This is a genomic window from Bradyrhizobium sp. CCBAU 25338 (genome assembly GCF_028128965.1).
GTDB classification, from domain to species: domain Bacteria; phylum Pseudomonadota; class Alphaproteobacteria; order Rhizobiales; family Xanthobacteraceae; genus Bradyrhizobium; species Bradyrhizobium liaoningense.
The window spans coordinates 102204-117894 of record NZ_LFKY01000037.1 but is presented as its reverse complement, the minus strand read 5'-3'; the positions used below and the strand labels follow the sequence as shown (position 1 = coordinate 117894).

Genomic DNA, 15691 nt, shown 5'->3' with positions numbered 1-15691 from the left:
CCATCCACGCCTTGCCCAGTGGTGCGAAGAACGTGGATACCCGGGACAAGCCCGGGCACGACGACCTCTCGTGAATATCGATATGCGATTGCCCGGAAGGGGAACTCGCTGGCCGCGAGTTCTTAGCCGAACGCCTGCCGCAGCCGTCGGGCCATATCGAACAGCATGTGGTTCTGCTTCACCAGCCGCTTGCCGTGGCTGAGCGAGGACATCGCCATCGCCGCGAGCTTGCCGCGGGAGGTCAGGGGCACGAAGCTGTCGAAAATGTCCTCGTCGTCCTTGCAGAACATTCGCTTGTAGTCGTCCGAACCGATGCCGAGGTCGAGCGAGCGGTAGCCGTGTTCGGCACAGCGATCGATGATGTAGCGCATCAGGATCAGGCCCGGGCTGTAGCGGGCGTGCTCGGACATCGTGTAGGTGTTGAACATCATCGAGAAGCGCTCGCCGTCGGCGACGCCGGCGAAGATCGCGATCACCTCCTCGTCGCATTCCAGCGCATGGATGTCGATGACGCGGCCTTCATCGCGCGGCGCAAGGCAGGCGTTGCGGACGAACTGTTCGACGCCGGGCTCGGCGAAGACGTTCGGGAGCTTCTGTTCCGCCATCCGCACCGGCTTGACGCGGAAGAACCAGTCGAGCAGGCGGGTGATGTCTGCGTCGGACGTGGCCAGGTGATAGCGATAGCCGGCGAGCGACTGAAGCTTCTTTTCCTTGCTCTTGAGGCGGCGGCGGAGCGAATTGCTGATCCGCGATGCCGGCGGGCCGCCAGGCTCCATCACCAGCAGCGGACAGCCGTTGATCGCGCTCTGTCGCGGCAGTAGCGCAAACGGGTTCTGCTGGTCGTGCCAGCGCTGCGGCTGCTGCGTCAGCACGAGCACGTCGACATGCTGTCGCAGCGGCGCAAGCAGTGCGTCGAGATCGGTGATGCCAGCCTGCGCCGCGAACTCGGCGTTCCACAAGCCCATGTTGAAGGTCGTATGCTTACCGCCCATGAAGCAGGCCGTGCGCACGCCGTGGCTTTGGCGTTGCGAGAGCGGCAGCAGCAGCAGCGGGTGGCGCTCGGCGTCGCGGGCGATCACGATGAACGGTCGGGTGCCTTCATGGGCGCCCACCAGGCGTTGCCACGGGCTGAGCAGGTCGAAGCGCTGGTAAGGCGTGAAGAGATGGCCGTTCGCCTCGAAGGCACGCCAGATCGCCTCGGCATCGGCGAGATCGGTAACGATATCGACCTGCGCGATACGGCTCGCTTTCGACCGCGCTGGCGCTTCTGCCGTCCGGCTTTGCATCGCCGCAGCCATGGTCATTCGCGAAACCTGTCGAGAAATCGAAAATACGTATTTCGGCCTGTTGCCGACCTTTGCAAACAAAGGTCAACAAAGGGTAATGACGATGGGAGAGGGAACGGGCGCCGGCGAGCGCGAAGGATGGGATTTTGGCATCCGACGACAGATGGGTGGAACGGCTGCGTCTCGAGCTGGCCTGGTTCACTGGCCGGGCCATGCTGCACAGTCGCGGTGCCGGCGTCATCCTGCGCTTTGCGCATGTGCGGCCGCGGCGGCGCGGATTTCAGCCGCTGCGCGCGAACGAGATCACGTCGGAATTTCTTGATCGCGCGATTCGCGCGCTGAAGCGGTGGAGGTACGATTTCCTCGGCATGGACGAGGTCTGCCGGTGTGCCGTGACGCTGCCGGAGAAGCGTCGTTTCGTGGCGCTGACCTTCGACGGTGCGCCCAAGGATCTCATCAACTTCGCCTATCCGGTGCTGACGCGCCATGCCGTACCTTTCACAATCTATGTGCCCACCGCCTTTCCCGACGGCGTCGGCGAAGCCTGGTGGCTCGGTCTCGAACAGGTGATCGCGCGCGAGAGCCGGATCAGCCTGATGATGGGCGACAGGGAGCAGCGTTTCACCGTCACGGACAATGCCGAGAAGCAGGCGCTGTTTTCGTATATCGAGAGCTGGCTGCGCTCGTTGCCGCCCGCGGAGCTGTCGGCCGCGATTGCCGATCTCTGCACGCGCTACAGGATCGACCTCGCCACGCTCTCGCGCGAGGCGTCGATGGATTGGGAGGACTTGGCGCAGCTGGCCGCCGATCCGCTCGTGACGATCGGCAGCGCGACCGTCAACTATCCTGTTCTCGCCAACATGAAGGATGCCGCCGCGCTGCGCGAGATGACGATGGGCAAGGCCGTCGCGGAAGCGGCTTTCAGCCGCGAGATCAGGCATTTCGCTTTCCCGTTCGGCGATCGCTCTTCGTTTCGGCGCAGCCACGTCGTGATGGCGGAGGAGGCCGGATTTGCCAGCGCAGTGTCGACGATCCCGGGCATCGTGGACGCGGAGGGACGCACCAATCTGCGCGCGCTGCCGCGGATTTCCTGGGACGGACGGGTGCGTTCGCTGCGGATGATGCGCGTGCTGGCGTCGGGTGTCGCCTTTGCGCCGGTGAAACCGACGGGCAGCGCGATGGGCCAGACTTAACGAGTGGACTTGACGCGGTCGGGCCGCTGCATCCAGCTCACGATCGGCATCGCGGGCAGCACCCAGCCCATGCCGACCACGACGTAGTAGATCGCCTGCCGCCAGCCGGACTCGGCGATCCACGGCATCTGCGCGGCGGCCATCCCGAGCAGGGCCCAGACGGTGGCCAGCACCAGGAGCAGGATGGCGCCGAGGAACTTACGGGTGCGGATCGTCATGGCGGGAGCTTGCTGCTTTCGCGTAACTTGCACTGAGGGAGCGGGGGACTATAAGGGGCACGCAGTCCGGTTCAAGCCTGGTTTTTGCCCCGAATGACGACGATTTCCACCCCGTCCGAGCCGCATCGCGCCGTGCGCTGGTGGCTGATCGCCGTGGCTGCGCTGATCGCACTGATGGTGCTGGTCGGTGGCGCGACGCGGCTGACGGAATCCGGCCTCTCGATCGTCGAATGGAAGCCTTTCACGGGCAGTGTTCCGCCGCTCTCGGAGGCGCAGTGGACCGAAGCATTCGAGGCCTACAAGAAGATCCCGCAATATCGCGAGCTCAACGCGGGCATGAGCCTGTCCGAGTTCAAGGAGATCTTCTGGTGGGAGTGGAGCCACCGGCTGCTCGGGCGTTTCATCGGTATCGCTTATCTCTTGCCGTTCCTGTTCTTCCTCTGGCGCGGCGGCCTGTCCGGTGAACTGAAGCGGCGGCTGTGGCTGCTGTTCGCTCTCGGCGGTCTGCAGGGTGCGGTTGGCTGGTGGATGGTCGCCTCGGGCCTGACCGAGCGGGTCGAGGTCTCGCAATATCGGCTGGCGACACATCTGGTGCTCGCACTCCTGATTTTCGCCGGGATCGTCTGGACGGTGCGGCGGCTCAAGGAGCGGCCGCAGATCTCAGCGCCCGCGAGGCTGCGGCTCACGAGCGCGCTGCTTCTCGTCGTGACCTTCGTGCAGATCTATTTCGGCGCGCTGGTCGCGGGCCTGCGCGCCGGGCGTGCCTACAACACCTGGCCGCAGATCGACGGCGCGTTCATCCCGTCGGCGGAGCGGTTGTGGTTCGAGACGCCATGGTGGCGCAACATGTTCGACAATGTGCTGACCGTGCAGTTCGAGCACCGCATGACCGCCTATCTGCTGTTCGCGCTGGCGGCGCTGCACGCAATTGACGCGGTGCGCTCGCGCGCAGGGGCGGCGGCGAGCGGCGCGCTGTGGCTGTTTGCGGCAGTGAGCCTGCAGGCGGTGCTCGGCATCCTCACGCTTCTCAACCAGGTGCCGGTCGATCTCGCGCTCGCCCACCAGGCGGTCGCGATCGTGGTGTTGACGCTTGCGGTGATGCAGGTCGAACGGCTGGCCTCGCGACAATCTGCGCAAGCACAGCCGCGCGCGGTTCCGGTCAGTCAGCCCGGCTGATCGCCATCAGCCCGGCTGATCATGGATCAGCAATAGCCGTAAACGCCGCAGGCGTAGGGCAGGCGCCAGAAATAATCGACCTGCTTCCCGCCGTAATACGCGCCCTGATAATCGTAGCTCCAGGGACGGCCGTAATAGCCCGGCAGCGCGTGGGAGCCCGGCAGCAGCGGCGTGCCCGGCAGGTTTCGGATATAGCTGCCGATGCCATAGGCCGGCGAGATCAGCGCATCCGGATCGGTTTCGACATAGACCTGCGGCGGATCCTGCGGCGGCACGGCGGCGCGCCGCTTCGGCGTCGCCGGCAGATCGGCGGCCAGCGCGCCTGATACCGTCAGCATCGCCGCAAGGGCAGGCACCATCCAGCGCAGCATCGTCGGCTCCGAATCAAAAGGGGCGATCAAGGACGATGTATGGGGCAGATGTGGTTAACGACTGTTAACCGAGTCCAGCCATTCCGGGGCGGTCCATAGGACCGAACCCGGAATCTCGAGATGACCAGACAATATCGAGATTCCGGGTTCGGTGCTTTGCACCGCCCCGGAACGACTCCAAGTTCAAGCTCCCAGCGCCTGTTCCAGATCGGCGATCAGGTCTTCCTTGTCCTCGATGCCGACCGAGAGCCGCACCACGTCGGGGCCGGCGCCGGACTTGATCTTGGCGGCGTCGTCGAGCTGGCTGTGCGTGGTCGAGGCCGGATGGATCACCAGCGAGCGGGTGTCACCGACATTGGCCAGGTGCGAGAACAGCTGCAGTTTCGACACCAGGCTGACACCGGCGTCATAGCCGCCCTTCAAGCTGAAGGTGAACACCGCGCCGGCGCCCTTCGGCGCATATTTGCGGGCGAGCTGGTTGTACTTGTCGCTCGGAAGGCCGGCATAGCTCACCGAGGCCACCGCGGGGTGGCCGGCGAGGAATTCGGCGACCGCCTTGGCGTTTTCGCAGTGCCTCTGCATGCGCAGCGGCAGCGTCTCGATTCCCGTGAGGATCATGAAGGCATTGAAAGGCGACAGCGCCGGGCCGAGGTCGCGCAGGCCGAGCACGCGGCAGGCGATCGCGAAGGCGAAATTGCCGAAGGTCTCCTGGAGGCGGATGCCGTGATATTCGGGGCGCGGCTCCGACAGCATGGGGTATTTGCCGCCCGTGGACCAGTCGAAGGTGCCGGCGTCGACGATGATGCCGCCGAGCGAGTTGCCGTGGCCGCCCAGGAATTTCGTCAGCGAGTGCACGACGATGTCGGCGCCGTGGTCGATCGGGCGGATCAGGTAGGGCGAAGCCAGCGTGTTGTCGACGATCAGCGGCACGCCCGCCTTGCGCGCGACCGTCGAGATCGCCTCGATGTCGGTGATGCTGCCGGCGGGGTTGGCGATGGACTCGATGAAGATGGCTTTCGTGCGCGGCGTCACCGCGCGCTCGAAGCTTGAGATGTCATCGGGATCGGCCCACACCACATTCCAGCCGAAACTCTTGAAGGCGTGCGTGAACTGATTGATCGAGCCGCCATAGAGCTTTCGCGCAGCGATGAACTCGTCGCCGGGCTGCAGCAATTGCTGCAATACCACGACCTGCGCGGCATGGCCCGAGGCCACCGCAAGCGCGGCCGTGCCACCTTCAAGCGCGGCGACGCGCTCTTCGAGCACGGCATTGGTCGGGTTACCGATGCGGGTATAGATGTTGCCGAACGCCTGCAGGCCGAACAGCGAGGCGGCATGGTCGGCGTCGTTGAAGACGAAGGACGTCGTCTGATAGATCGGCGTTGCGCGCGCACCGGTGGTGGGGTCGGGCTGCGCACCGGCATGCACGGCAAGAGTCGAAAATCCCGGAAGGCGATCGCTCATTTGGGCGTCCTGTTTCTCGTTGTCTGAAATCGCGCGGCATGCTGATCGGCGCCGCGCTCGCCGTCAAGGCGCGGCTTCACATCGGAATGATCGTGCTACGCATTGCCGCGTTCGCGAAAGAAATCCTTCGCAATTGCGTCAGCTCTGTTCGCTCTTGTTTTTCGCGGCGCGATCCGATGCTGCGGTATCGCCACCGCCGACACTCATCCGATTGAGGGATAGCCGCATGCCCTGCGTCGGTGCCGGCGCCCGCTTCGAACTGAGCGTGCGCGAATTCACGCCCATCCAGGAGATTTCGGACGACAGCCGGCCATACTCGATCTTCGGGCAGCGGTTCATGACCACCTTGATGCCGACCGACTCCGCCTTTGCCGCCGCGGCCTCGTCGCGCGCGCCGAGTTGCATCCAGATCACCTTCGGCAGCGGGTCCAGCGTGAGCGCCTCTTCGACGACAGGCATGATGTGGCTGGAATTGCGAAAGATGTCGATCATGTCGACGGGACGGCCGAGGTCGGAGAGCGAGGCGACGAACGGCTTTCCGAGCAGCTCCTTGCCGACATGGCCGGGGTTGATCGGGATCATGTCGTAACCGCGCTGCGCCAGATACTTGAACGCAAAATAGCTCGGCCGCACGTTGATCGGCGAAGCGCCGACCATCGCGATCGATTTCACGCTGTTGAGGATGCCGCGGATGTAATTGTCGGGATAGGCGTCGTGGTTCATTTGTTTCTTTCTCTGACCCTCATGGTGAGGAGCGCGGCACGCGCGTCTCGAACCATGAAGCCGCAGTCGGGCCTCTATCCTTCGAGACGCCGCGTTCCGCGGCCTCTCAGGATGAGGAGTTGACTATTCATCCCGCCATGTCGGCGTGCGCTTCTCGATGAAGGCGCCGATGCCTTCCTCGGCGTCGCGCGCCATCATGTTCTCGGTCATCACCTCTGCCGCATGGCGATAGGCGTCTGCAAGGCTCATCTCGGCCTGGCGGTAGAACGCCTCCTTGCCGAGCTTGATCGTGTAGGCGGATTTCAACGCGACCTTCTGCGCGAGCGCAATCGCGGCCTCGCGCTCGGTGCCGGCGGGGACGACGCGATTGATGAGCCCGATCTCGCGCGCACGAGTGGCCGGAATTGGCTCGCCCGTCAGCAGCATCTCCATCGCCTGCTTGCGCGGCACGTTGCGCGACAGCGCCACCATCGGCGTCGAGCAGAACAGGCCGATGTCGACGCCGGGTGTCGCAAAGCTCGCTGCTTCGGAGGCGATCGCGAGATCGCAGCTCGCGACGAGTTGGCAGCCGGCCGCGGTCGCGATGCCCTGGACGGCGGCGACCACCGGCTTTGGCAGGTGCACGATCGCCTGCATCATCGCACTACAGGCATTCATCATCTCGGCGAAAAAGGCGCGGCCGCGATCCGGATCGGTGCGGCGTGCGGTGAGCTCCTTCATGTCGTGGCCGGCGGAGAATGCGGGACCGTTGGCCGCGATCACCACGCCGCGGACGGCCTTGTCGTCGCGGATCTCATTCAGCTCGGCATGCAGGCTCGCGATCATCGCCTCCGACAGGCTGTTGCGTGCGGCCGGGCGGTTGAGCGTCAGGACCGCGATGCTGCCGATCGTCTCGCGCAGCAGGATCTGTGGTTGCGGGGAGGGGGCGCGGGCAACCTGGACGGACATTGACGCGATTTCCGCTAAATGATTGCAATTGGATGACGCAGATAACTTAATGTAACAGCACAAGCGAAGCGAGGGTGGGGAACGGCATGGCGGTAGCGAAAATGAGCGTGGCGGAGCTTGAGCTGTTCCTCCGTGATGAATTTCCCCAGGCCTTCAGCGGTGACGACATTACGATCGAGAGCGCGGACGGCCAGACCTGCCTCCTGCGCCAGCGCTACAGCGAACGAATGCTGCGGCCGGGTGGAACCGTGTCGGGCCCGACGCTGATGGCGCTCGCCGATTTCGCGATGTACGTGGTGCTTTTGTCGGCGATCGGACCGATCGGGCTCGCGGTCACCACCAATCTCAACATCAATTTCCTGCGCAAGGGCCAGCCCGGGCAGGACGTGCTGGCTGAGGCGCGGCTGCTCAAGCTCGGCAAGCGCCTCGCGGTCGGGGAAGTGAACCTGCTGTCGGGGACCTCCCCCGACCCGATTGCCCATGTCACCTCCACCTATTCCATTCCAAATGTTTGAGCTTTTTGCGGGTAATATAGCACCATAATTCTAAATTATTGATTTTGCTAATGTAATTTATGTGCTTGGGCATTGACCGTTGCGCCTCTCTTCTCTAGAAAACCGCGCAGTCCGGTGCGGTGTTCGCGCCGATGTCTCCCTCACGGAAATTCTGACATGAAAACCTTTTCGGCAAAGCCGGCCGAGGTGACGAAGAAGTGGGTGCTGATCGACGCCAAGGGTCTGGTCGTCGGCCGTCTCGCCACCATCGTCGCCATGCGGCTCCGCGGCAAGCACCTCCCGACCTACACCCCGCACGTTGATTGCGGCGACAACGTCATCATCATCAACGCGCAGCATGCGGTCCTCACCGGTCGCAAGCGCGAGCAGAAGACCTACTACAAGCACACCGGTTATGTCGGTCACGTCAAGGAGCGCACCGCGCGCCAGATCCTCGAGGGCCGTCATCCCGAGCGCGTGCTCGAGAAGGCCGTCGAGCGCATGATCCCGCGTGGCCCGCTCGGTCGCGTGCAGATGGGCAATCTTCGCGTCTATGGCGGGGCCGATCATCCGCACGAGGCGCAGCAGCCCGAGAAGATCGATATCGCCAAGTTGAACCGCAAGAACACGAGGGCCGCATAACATGGCCGAATCCATCCAGTCGCTCGACCAGCTCTCGCAGCTCAAGACGGCGGCAGCGCCCGAGGCGCCCAAGCACGAGAAGAAGGTCGACAAGTTCAACCGCGCCTATGCCACCGGCAAGCGCAAGGACGCGGTCGCCCGCGTCTGGATCAAGCCGGGTGCCGGCAAGGTCACCGTCAACTCGCGCGAGGTCGAGGTCTATTTCGCCCGTCCCGTGCTGCGCATGATGATCGAGCAGCCGTTCTCGGTGGCCCAGCGTTCGGGCCAGTACGACGTGATCTGCACCGTCGCCGGCGGCGGTCTGTCCGGCCAGGCCGGCGCGGTCCGTCACGGCATCTCCAAGGCGCTCACCTATTTCGAGCCGGAGCTGCGCGGCGTGCTCAAGAAGGGCGGTTTCCTCACCCGCGACTCGCGCGTGGTCGAGCGCAAGAAGTACGGCAAGGCCAAGGCCCGCCGCTCCTTCCAGTTCTCGAAGCGTTAATCGCTTTTGTCACATTCGCCGCGAAAGCGGCTTCAATGAGATGCAAAAGGGCGCTGATTTCAGCGCCCTTTTTGCTGTTCGTTTGTATGCAAATTGACGGCGTGTTTCCTGAAAACTTGGGCGTCCGCGAAAACCTGAATGGAACTCGCCGGACCTAGCGTCGCCTGTGGAAGGGCGCGCAAATCGGATGTGCCGATCGCGTAACTGCTATGTTCTAGAGGGGGCCGACATGATGTCGCTCGATAGCATCACGCTCTATTTGGTCGCCACCATGGTCGCCGCACTGCTCGGCGCCATGATGGTGTTTTTCGGCAAGCAGGAGAACAGCCCCGCGCTGAAATGGTGGGGCACCGCCTATCTGCTCGGTGCCGCCTCGGTCGCGCTGTGGACCGCGGCAGGCGACAGGCTGGGCCCCCATATTTACCTTGCGCTGAACGCCGTCGGTTTCGTCGCCTGCGGCATGGTGTGGAATGCGGCGCGCGTCTTCCACGGCCGCAAGCCGAACTGGCCTGGTCTCGTGCTTGGTGCGCTCGCCTGGGTCACGGCTGCGACGCTGCTCGATCCCGCTGCGTCCATGCTGCGCATGCTTCTCGGTGCAGGTATCGTCTCGATCTATGCGGCGCTGACCGCGAGCGAGCTCTGGGTCGAGCGGCGCAAGAGCCTGCAACGGCGCTGGCCCGCCGTCGTGGTGCCGGTGATGCACGGCGGCGTGTTGATGCTGCCGATTCTGATCGGCAGTTTCCTGCGTCCGCACGATGCTGGCTTTTCATCGAGCATCTGGGTGACCGTGTTCGCGGTCGAGCTCGTGCTCTACGCCGTCGGCACCGTGTTCGTGATCTTCATGCTGGTGTCGGAGCGCACCGTCACCGCGCACCGGACCGCGGCGTCCACCGATCCTTTGACCGGCATGCTCAACCGCCGCGGCTTCTCGGAAGCCTGCGCACGCGTGATCGAGCGCGAGGCCAAGGCCGGGCGGCCCGTGACCGTGATGATCTTCGACATCGACCACTTCAAGTCGATCAACGATCGCTTCGGCCATCCCGCCGGCGACGAGATGCTGAAGCTGTTCTCCACCGTCGTCGTCAGCAACTTGCGCATCTCCGACCTCTCGGGCCGCATCGGCGGGGAGGAGTTCGCCGCGCTCCTGCCGTGTTCGCTGGAGGAGGGCGTGCTGGTCGCCGAGCGCGTGCGCGAAGCGTTCGAGACCTCCGGCGTCGTGGTCGACGAGGGTCCGGTCGACACCACCGTCAGCATCGGCGTCGCCGGCGGTCCGGCCGGCACCGAGCTCGAAGTGCTGCTGGCCTCCGCCGACACCGCGCTCTACCAGGCCAAGCGCGGCGGCCGTAACCGCGTCGAGGCGGCCGAGGAGCTGCCGCTGTCGCTCGAGAACTGGCGCCGCCGGAGCGCGGCACGGATCGGCGCGCCGCAGGCGCGTCCGGCCACCGCCTGATCGCAGGGGCCTTGCGGTAATCCTCTGTTTACCGTTCGATTCCTACCATTGCGGTCATGGAATCGATCCGTCGACAGAATCCGCAAATCACCCTGATGTCGCTCGAAGCAGCCGCGGCCTCCGCACGCGGCGGTTTCGGCTGTCTGTTCTCGACCGCCGACGAATACGAGACGGCGCTGATCGCCGAACGTCGCGCGCAGGGACGCTACGGCCAGCACCGCAGCTATTGGCCCTTCGCAATGTTCGTCGGTTGCGTGTTCATCGTGGCGGGCACCGTTTTGCTGATCGCCTGACAGGCCTGCATTCAAGAGACCTGCGATCAAGAGACCTGCGATCAAGAGACCTGCATATTCCAGCGAGCCAGGCGCCGTTTCGGCGCCTTTTTCTTTGTCGCCGTCTGCGGTAGACACGCCGATCGAACGAGGAAAGGGTGGAAACCGATGATCACCGAGATCGCGCAAATCGACGTCAAGCCGGGCAGCGAGAAGGATTTCGAGGCGGCCGTCGCCAAGGCCAAGGCCGCGTTCGGCCGTTCCAAGGGGTTTCACGGCTTCGAGTTGCACAAATCCATCGAGAAGCCGCAGCGCTACCGGCTGATGGTGAAGTGGGCGACGCTGGAGAACCACACCGTCGATTTCCGCGGCTCGGAGAATTTCACCGAATGGCGCGGCCTCGTCGGCCAGTATTTTGCCTCGCCCCCCGAGGTCGAGCACACCGAGACCGTGCTCACGACCTGAAGGCCTGAGCGACGTCAGGCCGCCTCGGCGAGCGGCGGCGCCTCATACGTCTTGAAATGGTCGATCACGACCTTGGCGATGGCGACGAGCGGCAGCGCCAGCGCGAGGCCCCAGATGCCGAACACGACGCCGAGCAGGATCTGGAACGCGAACAGCGTCGCCGGCGGGATGTCGAGCGCCTGCCGCTGCAGGATCGGCGTCAGCACGTAGCTCTCCATGGCGTGCACGCCCATGAAGAGGAGAAAGGCCGACAAGGCAGGGATCCAGCCCGAGGCGAGGCTTGCCAGCACCACGATGACGCCGGCGATGATGGCTCCGACGGTGGGGATGAAGGCGAGCAGGCCCGCCTGGATTCCCAGGATGAACGCGCTCGGGATGCCGATGATCGCAAGCCCGATCCAGGTCACGACACCGACCGCGATCATGACGACGATCTGGGCGATCAGCCAGCGCTCCAGCGTTTCGCTGATACGGTCGATGACGAGGGCGACACGCGTGCGGTGCCTCGCCGGTGCCAGGAACAGCAGGCCGTCATGATAGACGGTGGGCTGGGCGGCGAAGGCGAGGCCCAGGAACAGCACGATGAAGATGTTGCCCACGCCGTGAATGGTGCCGAGCAGCAGCTTGAAGGTCTGGCTGACGATCGCCCCGCCGCTGGAGGCGAGCGCGCCGGCGCCGGGCAAGGGACCGCGCGAGGGCGCTGCTGGCGGGGATGTCGCCTCCGACGAAGGATTGGCGGAGGAGTCCGACGCAGCGTTGCCGAGATCGAAGAAGCTGGTGTCGATGCCGTGGTTATCGAGGAAGGACCTGACATTCACGATCTGCGACTTGATCGTCTTGCTCAGCAGCGACGCCTGCTCGGCGATGGTGGCGCCGCCAAGATAGGCGATGCCTGCGAGAAGCAGGGCAAGCGCGACACAGACCATCGCAAGTCGGACCGCGTGGGGCAGGTGAACCCGGCGGCCGAGCGCATGGATCAGCGCGTTGAGGCCGAGGCCGAGCAGCATGCCGGTGAAGATCAGCAGCAGCGTCGGCGCAAAATACCAGGTGAAGGCGAGCAGCGCGGTGAACAGCACGACGCCGATGCCTCCGACCGAAATCGCCCAGGCCTGGTCCCGAGCCAGGTCGCTGCGGGTCCGGGAGCGTTCATCTCTGGGAATCGTCACATTGGGTCCTTTTCGAGGGAGGCGGCGCCAGCGCACTCTTTCGCGAAATCCCGGCGGGGATCAAGCGGGACACGCGCCGGTTTGGCGCGCTGGCCGCCAACGCGGGGCTGTAGTCCCCTCCGAGCGATCGGACTCGCCGCCGCCCGGCCTGCCACGGCGCTCCAGTCCGGGCATTTGCGCGAAAATAGCATTGCCGTCCCGCGATCCCTTCTGTTGAATTTGTTCTATCGGAGGGGCATGTTGACGGAATCTTCTTACCCGGAGGCGCGAAACGACAGATGAGAAAGCCGGTCGTCGGCGTGATCGGGAATTCCCATCGCGTCGAAAATCGATTTCAGGTCCAGATGGTCGGCGAGCGAAACCTGCGCGCCGTGGCCGAGGTCTCCGGCGGCTTGCCGGTGATGTTCGCAGGCTCCCCCGACATCACGGATATCGCGGCGCTGCTCGATACCGTGGACGGCATCATCCTCACCGGCGCCCGCGCGAACGTGCACCCGACCCGTTTCAACGTCGATCCTTGCGAGAAGCACGAGCCCTACGACATCCACCGCGACGAGGTGGCGCTGGCGCTCTCCGTCGCCTGCGTCTCCCGCGGCATCCCGCTGTTCGGCATCTGCCGCGGTCTCCAGGAGATGAACGTCGCGTTCGGCGGCTCACTGCACCCCGAGATCCGCGAGATCCCGGGCCGTATGAATCATCGCATGCCCCGGCTCGAGAACGGCGAGATACATCCCGATCCGACGGTGGTGTTCGCCGACCGCCATGATGTCGACCTGACGCCGGGCGGGGCGTTCGCAAAAATCCTCGGCTGTGAGAGGATCCGGGTGAATTCGCTGCACGGCCAGGGCATTCTCGAACCCGGCAAGCGCGTCCTGATCGAGGGCGTCGCCGAGGACGGCACCATCGAGGCGATCCGCATCGCCGAAGCCCCGGCCTTTGCGCTCGGCGTGCAATGGCATGCGGAGTACGATCCGCAGCACAATCCGATCAACCGCAAGCTGTTCGAGGCCTTTGGCCAGGCATTGGCCGCGCGGCAAAAGGCGGCGGCGTAGCTCGCGCTTGCGTCCGGACGCGCTGCAGCGTTCCAAAGCTGCCAGCACCGTCAGCCGCGTGATGCGGCTGCGGCCTCCCCTCAAACGAAAAGGCGCCTCCTTCCGGAAGCGCCTTTTGCCTGTCGTGGTCTGTTCGAGCCGATCAGCCCGAATAGTACATGTCGAACTCGATGGGGTGCGGGGTCATCTCGAAGCGCTCGACCTCGGTCATCTTCAGCTCGATATAGGCGTCGATGAAGTCGTCGTCGAACACGCCGCCGGCCTTGAGGAAGGCGCGGTCCTTGTCGAGGTTTTCGAGCGCCTCGCGCAAGCTGCCGCATACCGTCGGAATCTGCTTCAGCTCTTCCTTCGGCAGGTCGTAGAGGTCCTTGTCCATCGCCGGACCCGGATCGATCTTGTTCTTGATGCCGTCGAGGCCGGCCATCAGCATCGCGGCGAAGCCGAGATAGGGGTTGGCGAGCGGATCGGGGAAACGCACCTCGACACGCTTGGCCTTCGGCGAAGCGGTGTAGGGAATGCGGCAGGACGCCGAGCGGTTGCGCGCGGAATAGGCGAGCAGGACGGGGGCCTCATAGCCCGGGACCAGACGCTTGTAGGAATTGGTCGACGGGTTGGTGAAGGCGTTGATCGCCTTGGCGTGCTTGATGATGCCGCCGATGTAGTGGAGGCAGGTCTCCGACAGGTCGGCATATTTGTTGCCGGCGAACACCGGCTTGCCGTCCTTCCAGATCGACTGGTGCACATGCATGCCCGAGCCGTTGTCGCCGTAGACGGGCTTCGGCATGAAGGTGGCGGTCTTGCCGTAGATGTGGGCGACCTGGTGGATGCAGTACTTGTAGATCTGGATGTGGTCGGCCATCAGCGTCAGCGTGTCGAACTTCATGCCGAGCTCGTGCTGGGCGGAAGCGACCTCGTGGTGATGCTTCTCGACCTTCACGCCCATCTTGGCCATGGCCCCGAGCATCTCCGAGCGCATGTCCTGGACGGAGTCCTGCGGCGGAACCGGGAAATAGCCGCCCTTGGTGCGGACGCGGTGGCCGAGATTGCCGCCCTCATATTCGGTGTCGGAATTGGTCGGCAGCTCCGAGGAGTCGAGACGGAAGCCGGTGTTGTAGGGAGTGGAGGAGAAGCGCACGTCGTCGAACACGAAGAACTCGGCTTCGGGACCGACGAACACGGTGTCGCCCACGCCCATCGACTTCACCATCGCCTCGGCCTTCTTGGCGATGCCGCGGGGGTCGCGGTTGTAAGGCTCGCCGGTGGTCGGCTCGAGCACGTCGCAGGTGATGACCATGGTGGTCTCGGCGAAGAACGGATCAATCGTCGCGGTCACCGGATCGGGCATCAGGCACATGTCGGACTCGTTGATCGCCTTCCAGCCGGCGATCGAGGACCCGTCGAACATCGTCCCTTCGGCGAAGATGTCTTCATCGATCATGCTGACGTCGAACGTGACGTGCTGCCACTTGCCGCGCGGATCGGTGAAGCGCAGGTCGACGTACTTGACGTCGTTGTCCTTGATCGATTTCAGGACGTCTTTGGCGGTCTTCATGCATACCCCTTTTGGCTCTGCGGATCGGTTTCCAGATGAGCAAACTCGTTCTCGCTTTGGGCGAGTTTTGCGCGACCGCACAAACGAAATCAGGCCGCCGAAGCAGCCTTATTTCTTGTCGGAGTGTCGCAAAACGCGGGATAGCACCCGGCTCAGATAGCGTCCAGCCCGGATTCGCCGGTCCGGATGCGGATCGCCTCTTCGATGTTGGAGACGAAAATCTTGCCGTCGCCGATGCGGCCGGTCTGCGCGGCGCGGCGGATCGCGTCGATGGCGCGCTCGACCAGATCGTCGCCGATCACGATCTCGATTTTTACCTTCGGCAGGAAGTCGACGATGTATTCTGCGCCGCGGTAAAGTTCGGCGTGACCCTTCTGCCGGCCGAAGCCCTTGGCTTCGGTGACGGTGATGCCCTGAAGACCGACCTCCTGAAGCGCTTCCTTCACCTCGTCTAGCTTGAATGGCTTGATGATGGCTTCGATTTTCTTCACTGCGCGACTCCCGGCCTTTCGATCAAATAGCAACGTCTTCGTCAGGATGCGCATCTCTCAACGCACGATCTTGTCTTCTCTATGCCGGGATCCCTGACCAGTCCGGCAACAACGGCCGGCCACACCCTGTAAGATGCCAGTGAGCACGACAAACCGAAGCGGCTTCCTCGAAAGCAGGGTCTATGCCAAGTTGCACATGCCCTGGTTATTGGAGCGTTATCAGCCTTTTAACGAGCATCCTGGGTGG

At 64.1% G+C, this 15691-nt stretch carries 18 protein-coding genes; 9 read left to right on the top strand and 9 right to left on the bottom strand.

Annotated elements, in window-relative coordinates:
• Positions 1–122: 122 nt before the first annotated feature.
• Entirely contained in the window at positions 123–1304 is a 1182-nt protein-coding gene (locus ACM42_RS18940; RefSeq protein WP_271529366.1) for a GNAT family N-acetyltransferase, read from the bottom strand.
• A gap of 128 nt (positions 1305–1432) precedes the next feature.
• On the opposite strand from ACM42_RS18940, the gene ACM42_RS18935 reads away from it, so the two are divergent.
• On the top strand, positions 1433–2479 hold the full coding sequence (locus ACM42_RS18935; RefSeq protein ID WP_271529365.1) for a polysaccharide deacetylase family protein: 1047 nt from the start codon (positions 1433–1435) through the stop codon (positions 2477–2479).
• Here ACM42_RS18935 and ACM42_RS18930 read toward each other — a convergent pair.
• Complete coding sequence (locus tag ACM42_RS18930) at positions 2476–2697, bottom strand: DUF2842 domain-containing protein (RefSeq protein WP_028178822.1); 222 nt, start codon at positions 2695–2697, stop codon at positions 2476–2478. The genes ACM42_RS18935 and ACM42_RS18930 overlap by 4 nt on opposite strands.
• Before the next feature lie 93 nt (positions 2698–2790).
• Between ACM42_RS18930 and ACM42_RS18925 the strand changes: the two genes are divergently transcribed.
• Positions 2791–3873 (top strand): COX15/CtaA family protein, encoded by a 1083-nt coding sequence (locus ACM42_RS18925; protein WP_271529364.1) that lies wholly within the window; start codon positions 2791–2793, stop codon positions 3871–3873.
• 26 nt (positions 3874–3899) lie between these two features.
• On the opposite strand, the gene ACM42_RS18920 is transcribed toward ACM42_RS18925, so the two are convergent.
• The 4 genes from ACM42_RS18920 to ACM42_RS18905 all read right to left on the bottom strand — a co-directional run bounded on the left by ACM42_RS18920 (position 3900) and on the right by ACM42_RS18905 (position 7379).
• Positions 3900–4244, bottom strand: coding sequence for a hypothetical protein (locus ACM42_RS18920; RefSeq protein WP_271529363.1), 345 nt, complete (start codon positions 4242–4244; stop codon positions 3900–3902).
• Positions 4245–4427: 183 nt separating this feature from the next.
• Positions 4428–5708 (bottom strand): O-acetylhomoserine aminocarboxypropyltransferase, encoded by a 1281-nt coding sequence (locus tag ACM42_RS18915; protein WP_271529362.1) that lies wholly within the window; start codon positions 5706–5708, stop codon positions 4428–4430.
• 138 nt (positions 5709–5846) lie between these two features.
• Positions 5847–6431, bottom strand: coding sequence for a CoA-binding protein (locus ACM42_RS18910; protein WP_271529361.1), 585 nt, complete (start codon positions 6429–6431; stop codon positions 5847–5849).
• Between the two features lie 123 nt (positions 6432–6554).
• The gene (locus ACM42_RS18905) at positions 6555–7379 is read right to left on the bottom strand and encodes an enoyl-CoA hydratase (RefSeq protein WP_271529360.1); all 825 of its coding nucleotides are present in this window, start codon (positions 7377–7379) and stop codon (positions 6555–6557) included.
• 86 nt (positions 7380–7465) lie between these two features.
• Between ACM42_RS18905 and ACM42_RS18900 the strand changes: the two genes are divergently transcribed.
• The 6 genes from ACM42_RS18900 to ACM42_RS18875 all read left to right on the top strand — a co-directional run bounded on the left by ACM42_RS18900 (position 7466) and on the right by ACM42_RS18875 (position 11183).
• Positions 7466–7894 carry a PaaI family thioesterase gene (locus tag ACM42_RS18900; RefSeq protein WP_271529359.1) on the top strand — a complete coding sequence of 143 codons (429 nt, stop codon included), beginning with the start codon at positions 7466–7468 and terminating at the stop codon, positions 7892–7894.
• Positions 7895–8050: 156 nt separating this feature from the next.
• A complete protein-coding gene (gene rplM / locus ACM42_RS18895) occupies positions 8051–8515 on the top strand; it encodes a 50S ribosomal protein L13 (RefSeq protein WP_018642440.1) in 465 nt (154 codons plus the stop codon).
• Position 8516: 1 nt separating this feature from the next.
• Positions 8517–8996: a 30S ribosomal protein S9 gene (gene rpsI, locus ACM42_RS18890; protein ID WP_028178828.1), complete on the top strand. Its 480-nt coding sequence runs from the start codon at positions 8517–8519 to the stop codon at positions 8994–8996.
• A 229-nt stretch (positions 8997–9225) separates the two neighbouring features.
• Positions 9226–10446 (top strand): GGDEF domain-containing protein, encoded by a 1221-nt coding sequence (locus tag ACM42_RS18885; RefSeq protein ID WP_271529358.1) that lies wholly within the window; start codon positions 9226–9228, stop codon positions 10444–10446.
• Positions 10447–10502: 56 nt separating this feature from the next.
• A complete protein-coding gene (locus ACM42_RS18880; protein ID WP_271529357.1) occupies positions 10503–10739 on the top strand; it encodes a hypothetical protein in 237 nt (78 codons plus the stop codon).
• 147 nt (positions 10740–10886) lie between these two features.
• Complete coding sequence (locus tag ACM42_RS18875; protein ID WP_035673823.1) at positions 10887–11183, top strand: antibiotic biosynthesis monooxygenase family protein; 297 nt, start codon at positions 10887–10889, stop codon at positions 11181–11183.
• Between the two features lie 14 nt (positions 11184–11197).
• Here the strand turns inward: ACM42_RS18875 and ACM42_RS18870 are convergent, their stop codons facing one another.
• Positions 11198–12349, bottom strand: coding sequence for an AI-2E family transporter (locus ACM42_RS18870; RefSeq protein WP_271529356.1), 1152 nt, complete (start codon positions 12347–12349; stop codon positions 11198–11200).
• 278 nt (positions 12350–12627) lie between these two features.
• Between ACM42_RS18870 and ACM42_RS18865 the strand changes: the two genes are divergently transcribed.
• Positions 12628–13401, top strand: a complete 774-nt coding sequence (locus ACM42_RS18865) for a gamma-glutamyl-gamma-aminobutyrate hydrolase family protein (RefSeq protein ID WP_194393675.1) — start codon at positions 12628–12630, stop codon at positions 13399–13401.
• A 142-nt stretch (positions 13402–13543) separates the two neighbouring features.
• Here the strand turns inward: ACM42_RS18865 and glnA are convergent, their stop codons facing one another.
• Both glnA and ACM42_RS18855 read right to left on the bottom strand, forming a co-directional pair.
• Positions 13544–14953, bottom strand: a complete 1410-nt coding sequence (gene glnA, locus ACM42_RS18860) for a type I glutamate--ammonia ligase (RefSeq protein WP_028182123.1) — start codon at positions 14951–14953, stop codon at positions 13544–13546.
• Between the two features lie 152 nt (positions 14954–15105).
• The gene (locus ACM42_RS18855; protein ID WP_007603495.1) at positions 15106–15444 is read right to left on the bottom strand and encodes a P-II family nitrogen regulator; all 339 of its coding nucleotides are present in this window, start codon (positions 15442–15444) and stop codon (positions 15106–15108) included.
• Between the last annotated feature and the right edge of the window lie 247 nt (positions 15445–15691).

Excerpts from the sequence above, each read along its gene's own strand:
- ACM42_RS18940 (WP_271529366.1), bottom strand. The coding sequence starts at position 1,304 with ATGACCATGGCTGCGGCGATGCAAAGCCGGACGGCAGAAGCGCCAGCG.
- ACM42_RS18930 (WP_028178822.1), bottom strand. The coding sequence starts at position 2,697 with ATGACGATCCGCACCCGTAAGTTCCTCGGCGCCATCCTGCTCCTGGTG.
- ACM42_RS18925 (WP_271529364.1), top strand. The coding sequence starts at position 2,791 with ATGACGACGATTTCCACCCCGTCCGAGCCGCATCGCGCCGTGCGCTGG.
- ACM42_RS18920 (WP_271529363.1), bottom strand. The coding sequence starts at position 4,244 with ATGCTGCGCTGGATGGTGCCTGCCCTTGCGGCGATGCTGACGGTATCA.
- ACM42_RS18915 (WP_271529362.1), bottom strand. The coding sequence starts at position 5,708 with ATGAGCGATCGCCTTCCGGGATTTTCGACTCTTGCCGTGCATGCCGGT.
- ACM42_RS18910 (WP_271529361.1), bottom strand. The coding sequence starts at position 6,431 with ATGAACCACGACGCCTATCCCGACAATTACATCCGCGGCATCCTCAAC.
- ACM42_RS18905 (WP_271529360.1), bottom strand. The coding sequence starts at position 7,379 with ATGTCCGTCCAGGTTGCCCGCGCCCCCTCCCCGCAACCACAGATCCTG.
- ACM42_RS18900 (WP_271529359.1), top strand. The coding sequence starts at position 7,466 with ATGGCGGTAGCGAAAATGAGCGTGGCGGAGCTTGAGCTGTTCCTCCGT.
- rplM (WP_018642440.1), top strand. The coding sequence starts at position 8,051 with ATGAAAACCTTTTCGGCAAAGCCGGCCGAGGTGACGAAGAAGTGGGTG.
- rpsI (WP_028178828.1), top strand. The coding sequence starts at position 8,517 with ATGGCCGAATCCATCCAGTCGCTCGACCAGCTCTCGCAGCTCAAGACG.
- ACM42_RS18885 (WP_271529358.1), top strand. The coding sequence starts at position 9,226 with ATGATGTCGCTCGATAGCATCACGCTCTATTTGGTCGCCACCATGGTC.
- ACM42_RS18880 (WP_271529357.1), top strand. The coding sequence starts at position 10,503 with ATGGAATCGATCCGTCGACAGAATCCGCAAATCACCCTGATGTCGCTC.
- ACM42_RS18875 (WP_035673823.1), top strand. The coding sequence starts at position 10,887 with ATGATCACCGAGATCGCGCAAATCGACGTCAAGCCGGGCAGCGAGAAG.
- ACM42_RS18865 (WP_194393675.1), top strand. The coding sequence starts at position 12,628 with ATGAGAAAGCCGGTCGTCGGCGTGATCGGGAATTCCCATCGCGTCGAA.
- glnA (WP_028182123.1), bottom strand. The coding sequence starts at position 14,953 with ATGAAGACCGCCAAAGACGTCCTGAAATCGATCAAGGACAACGACGTC.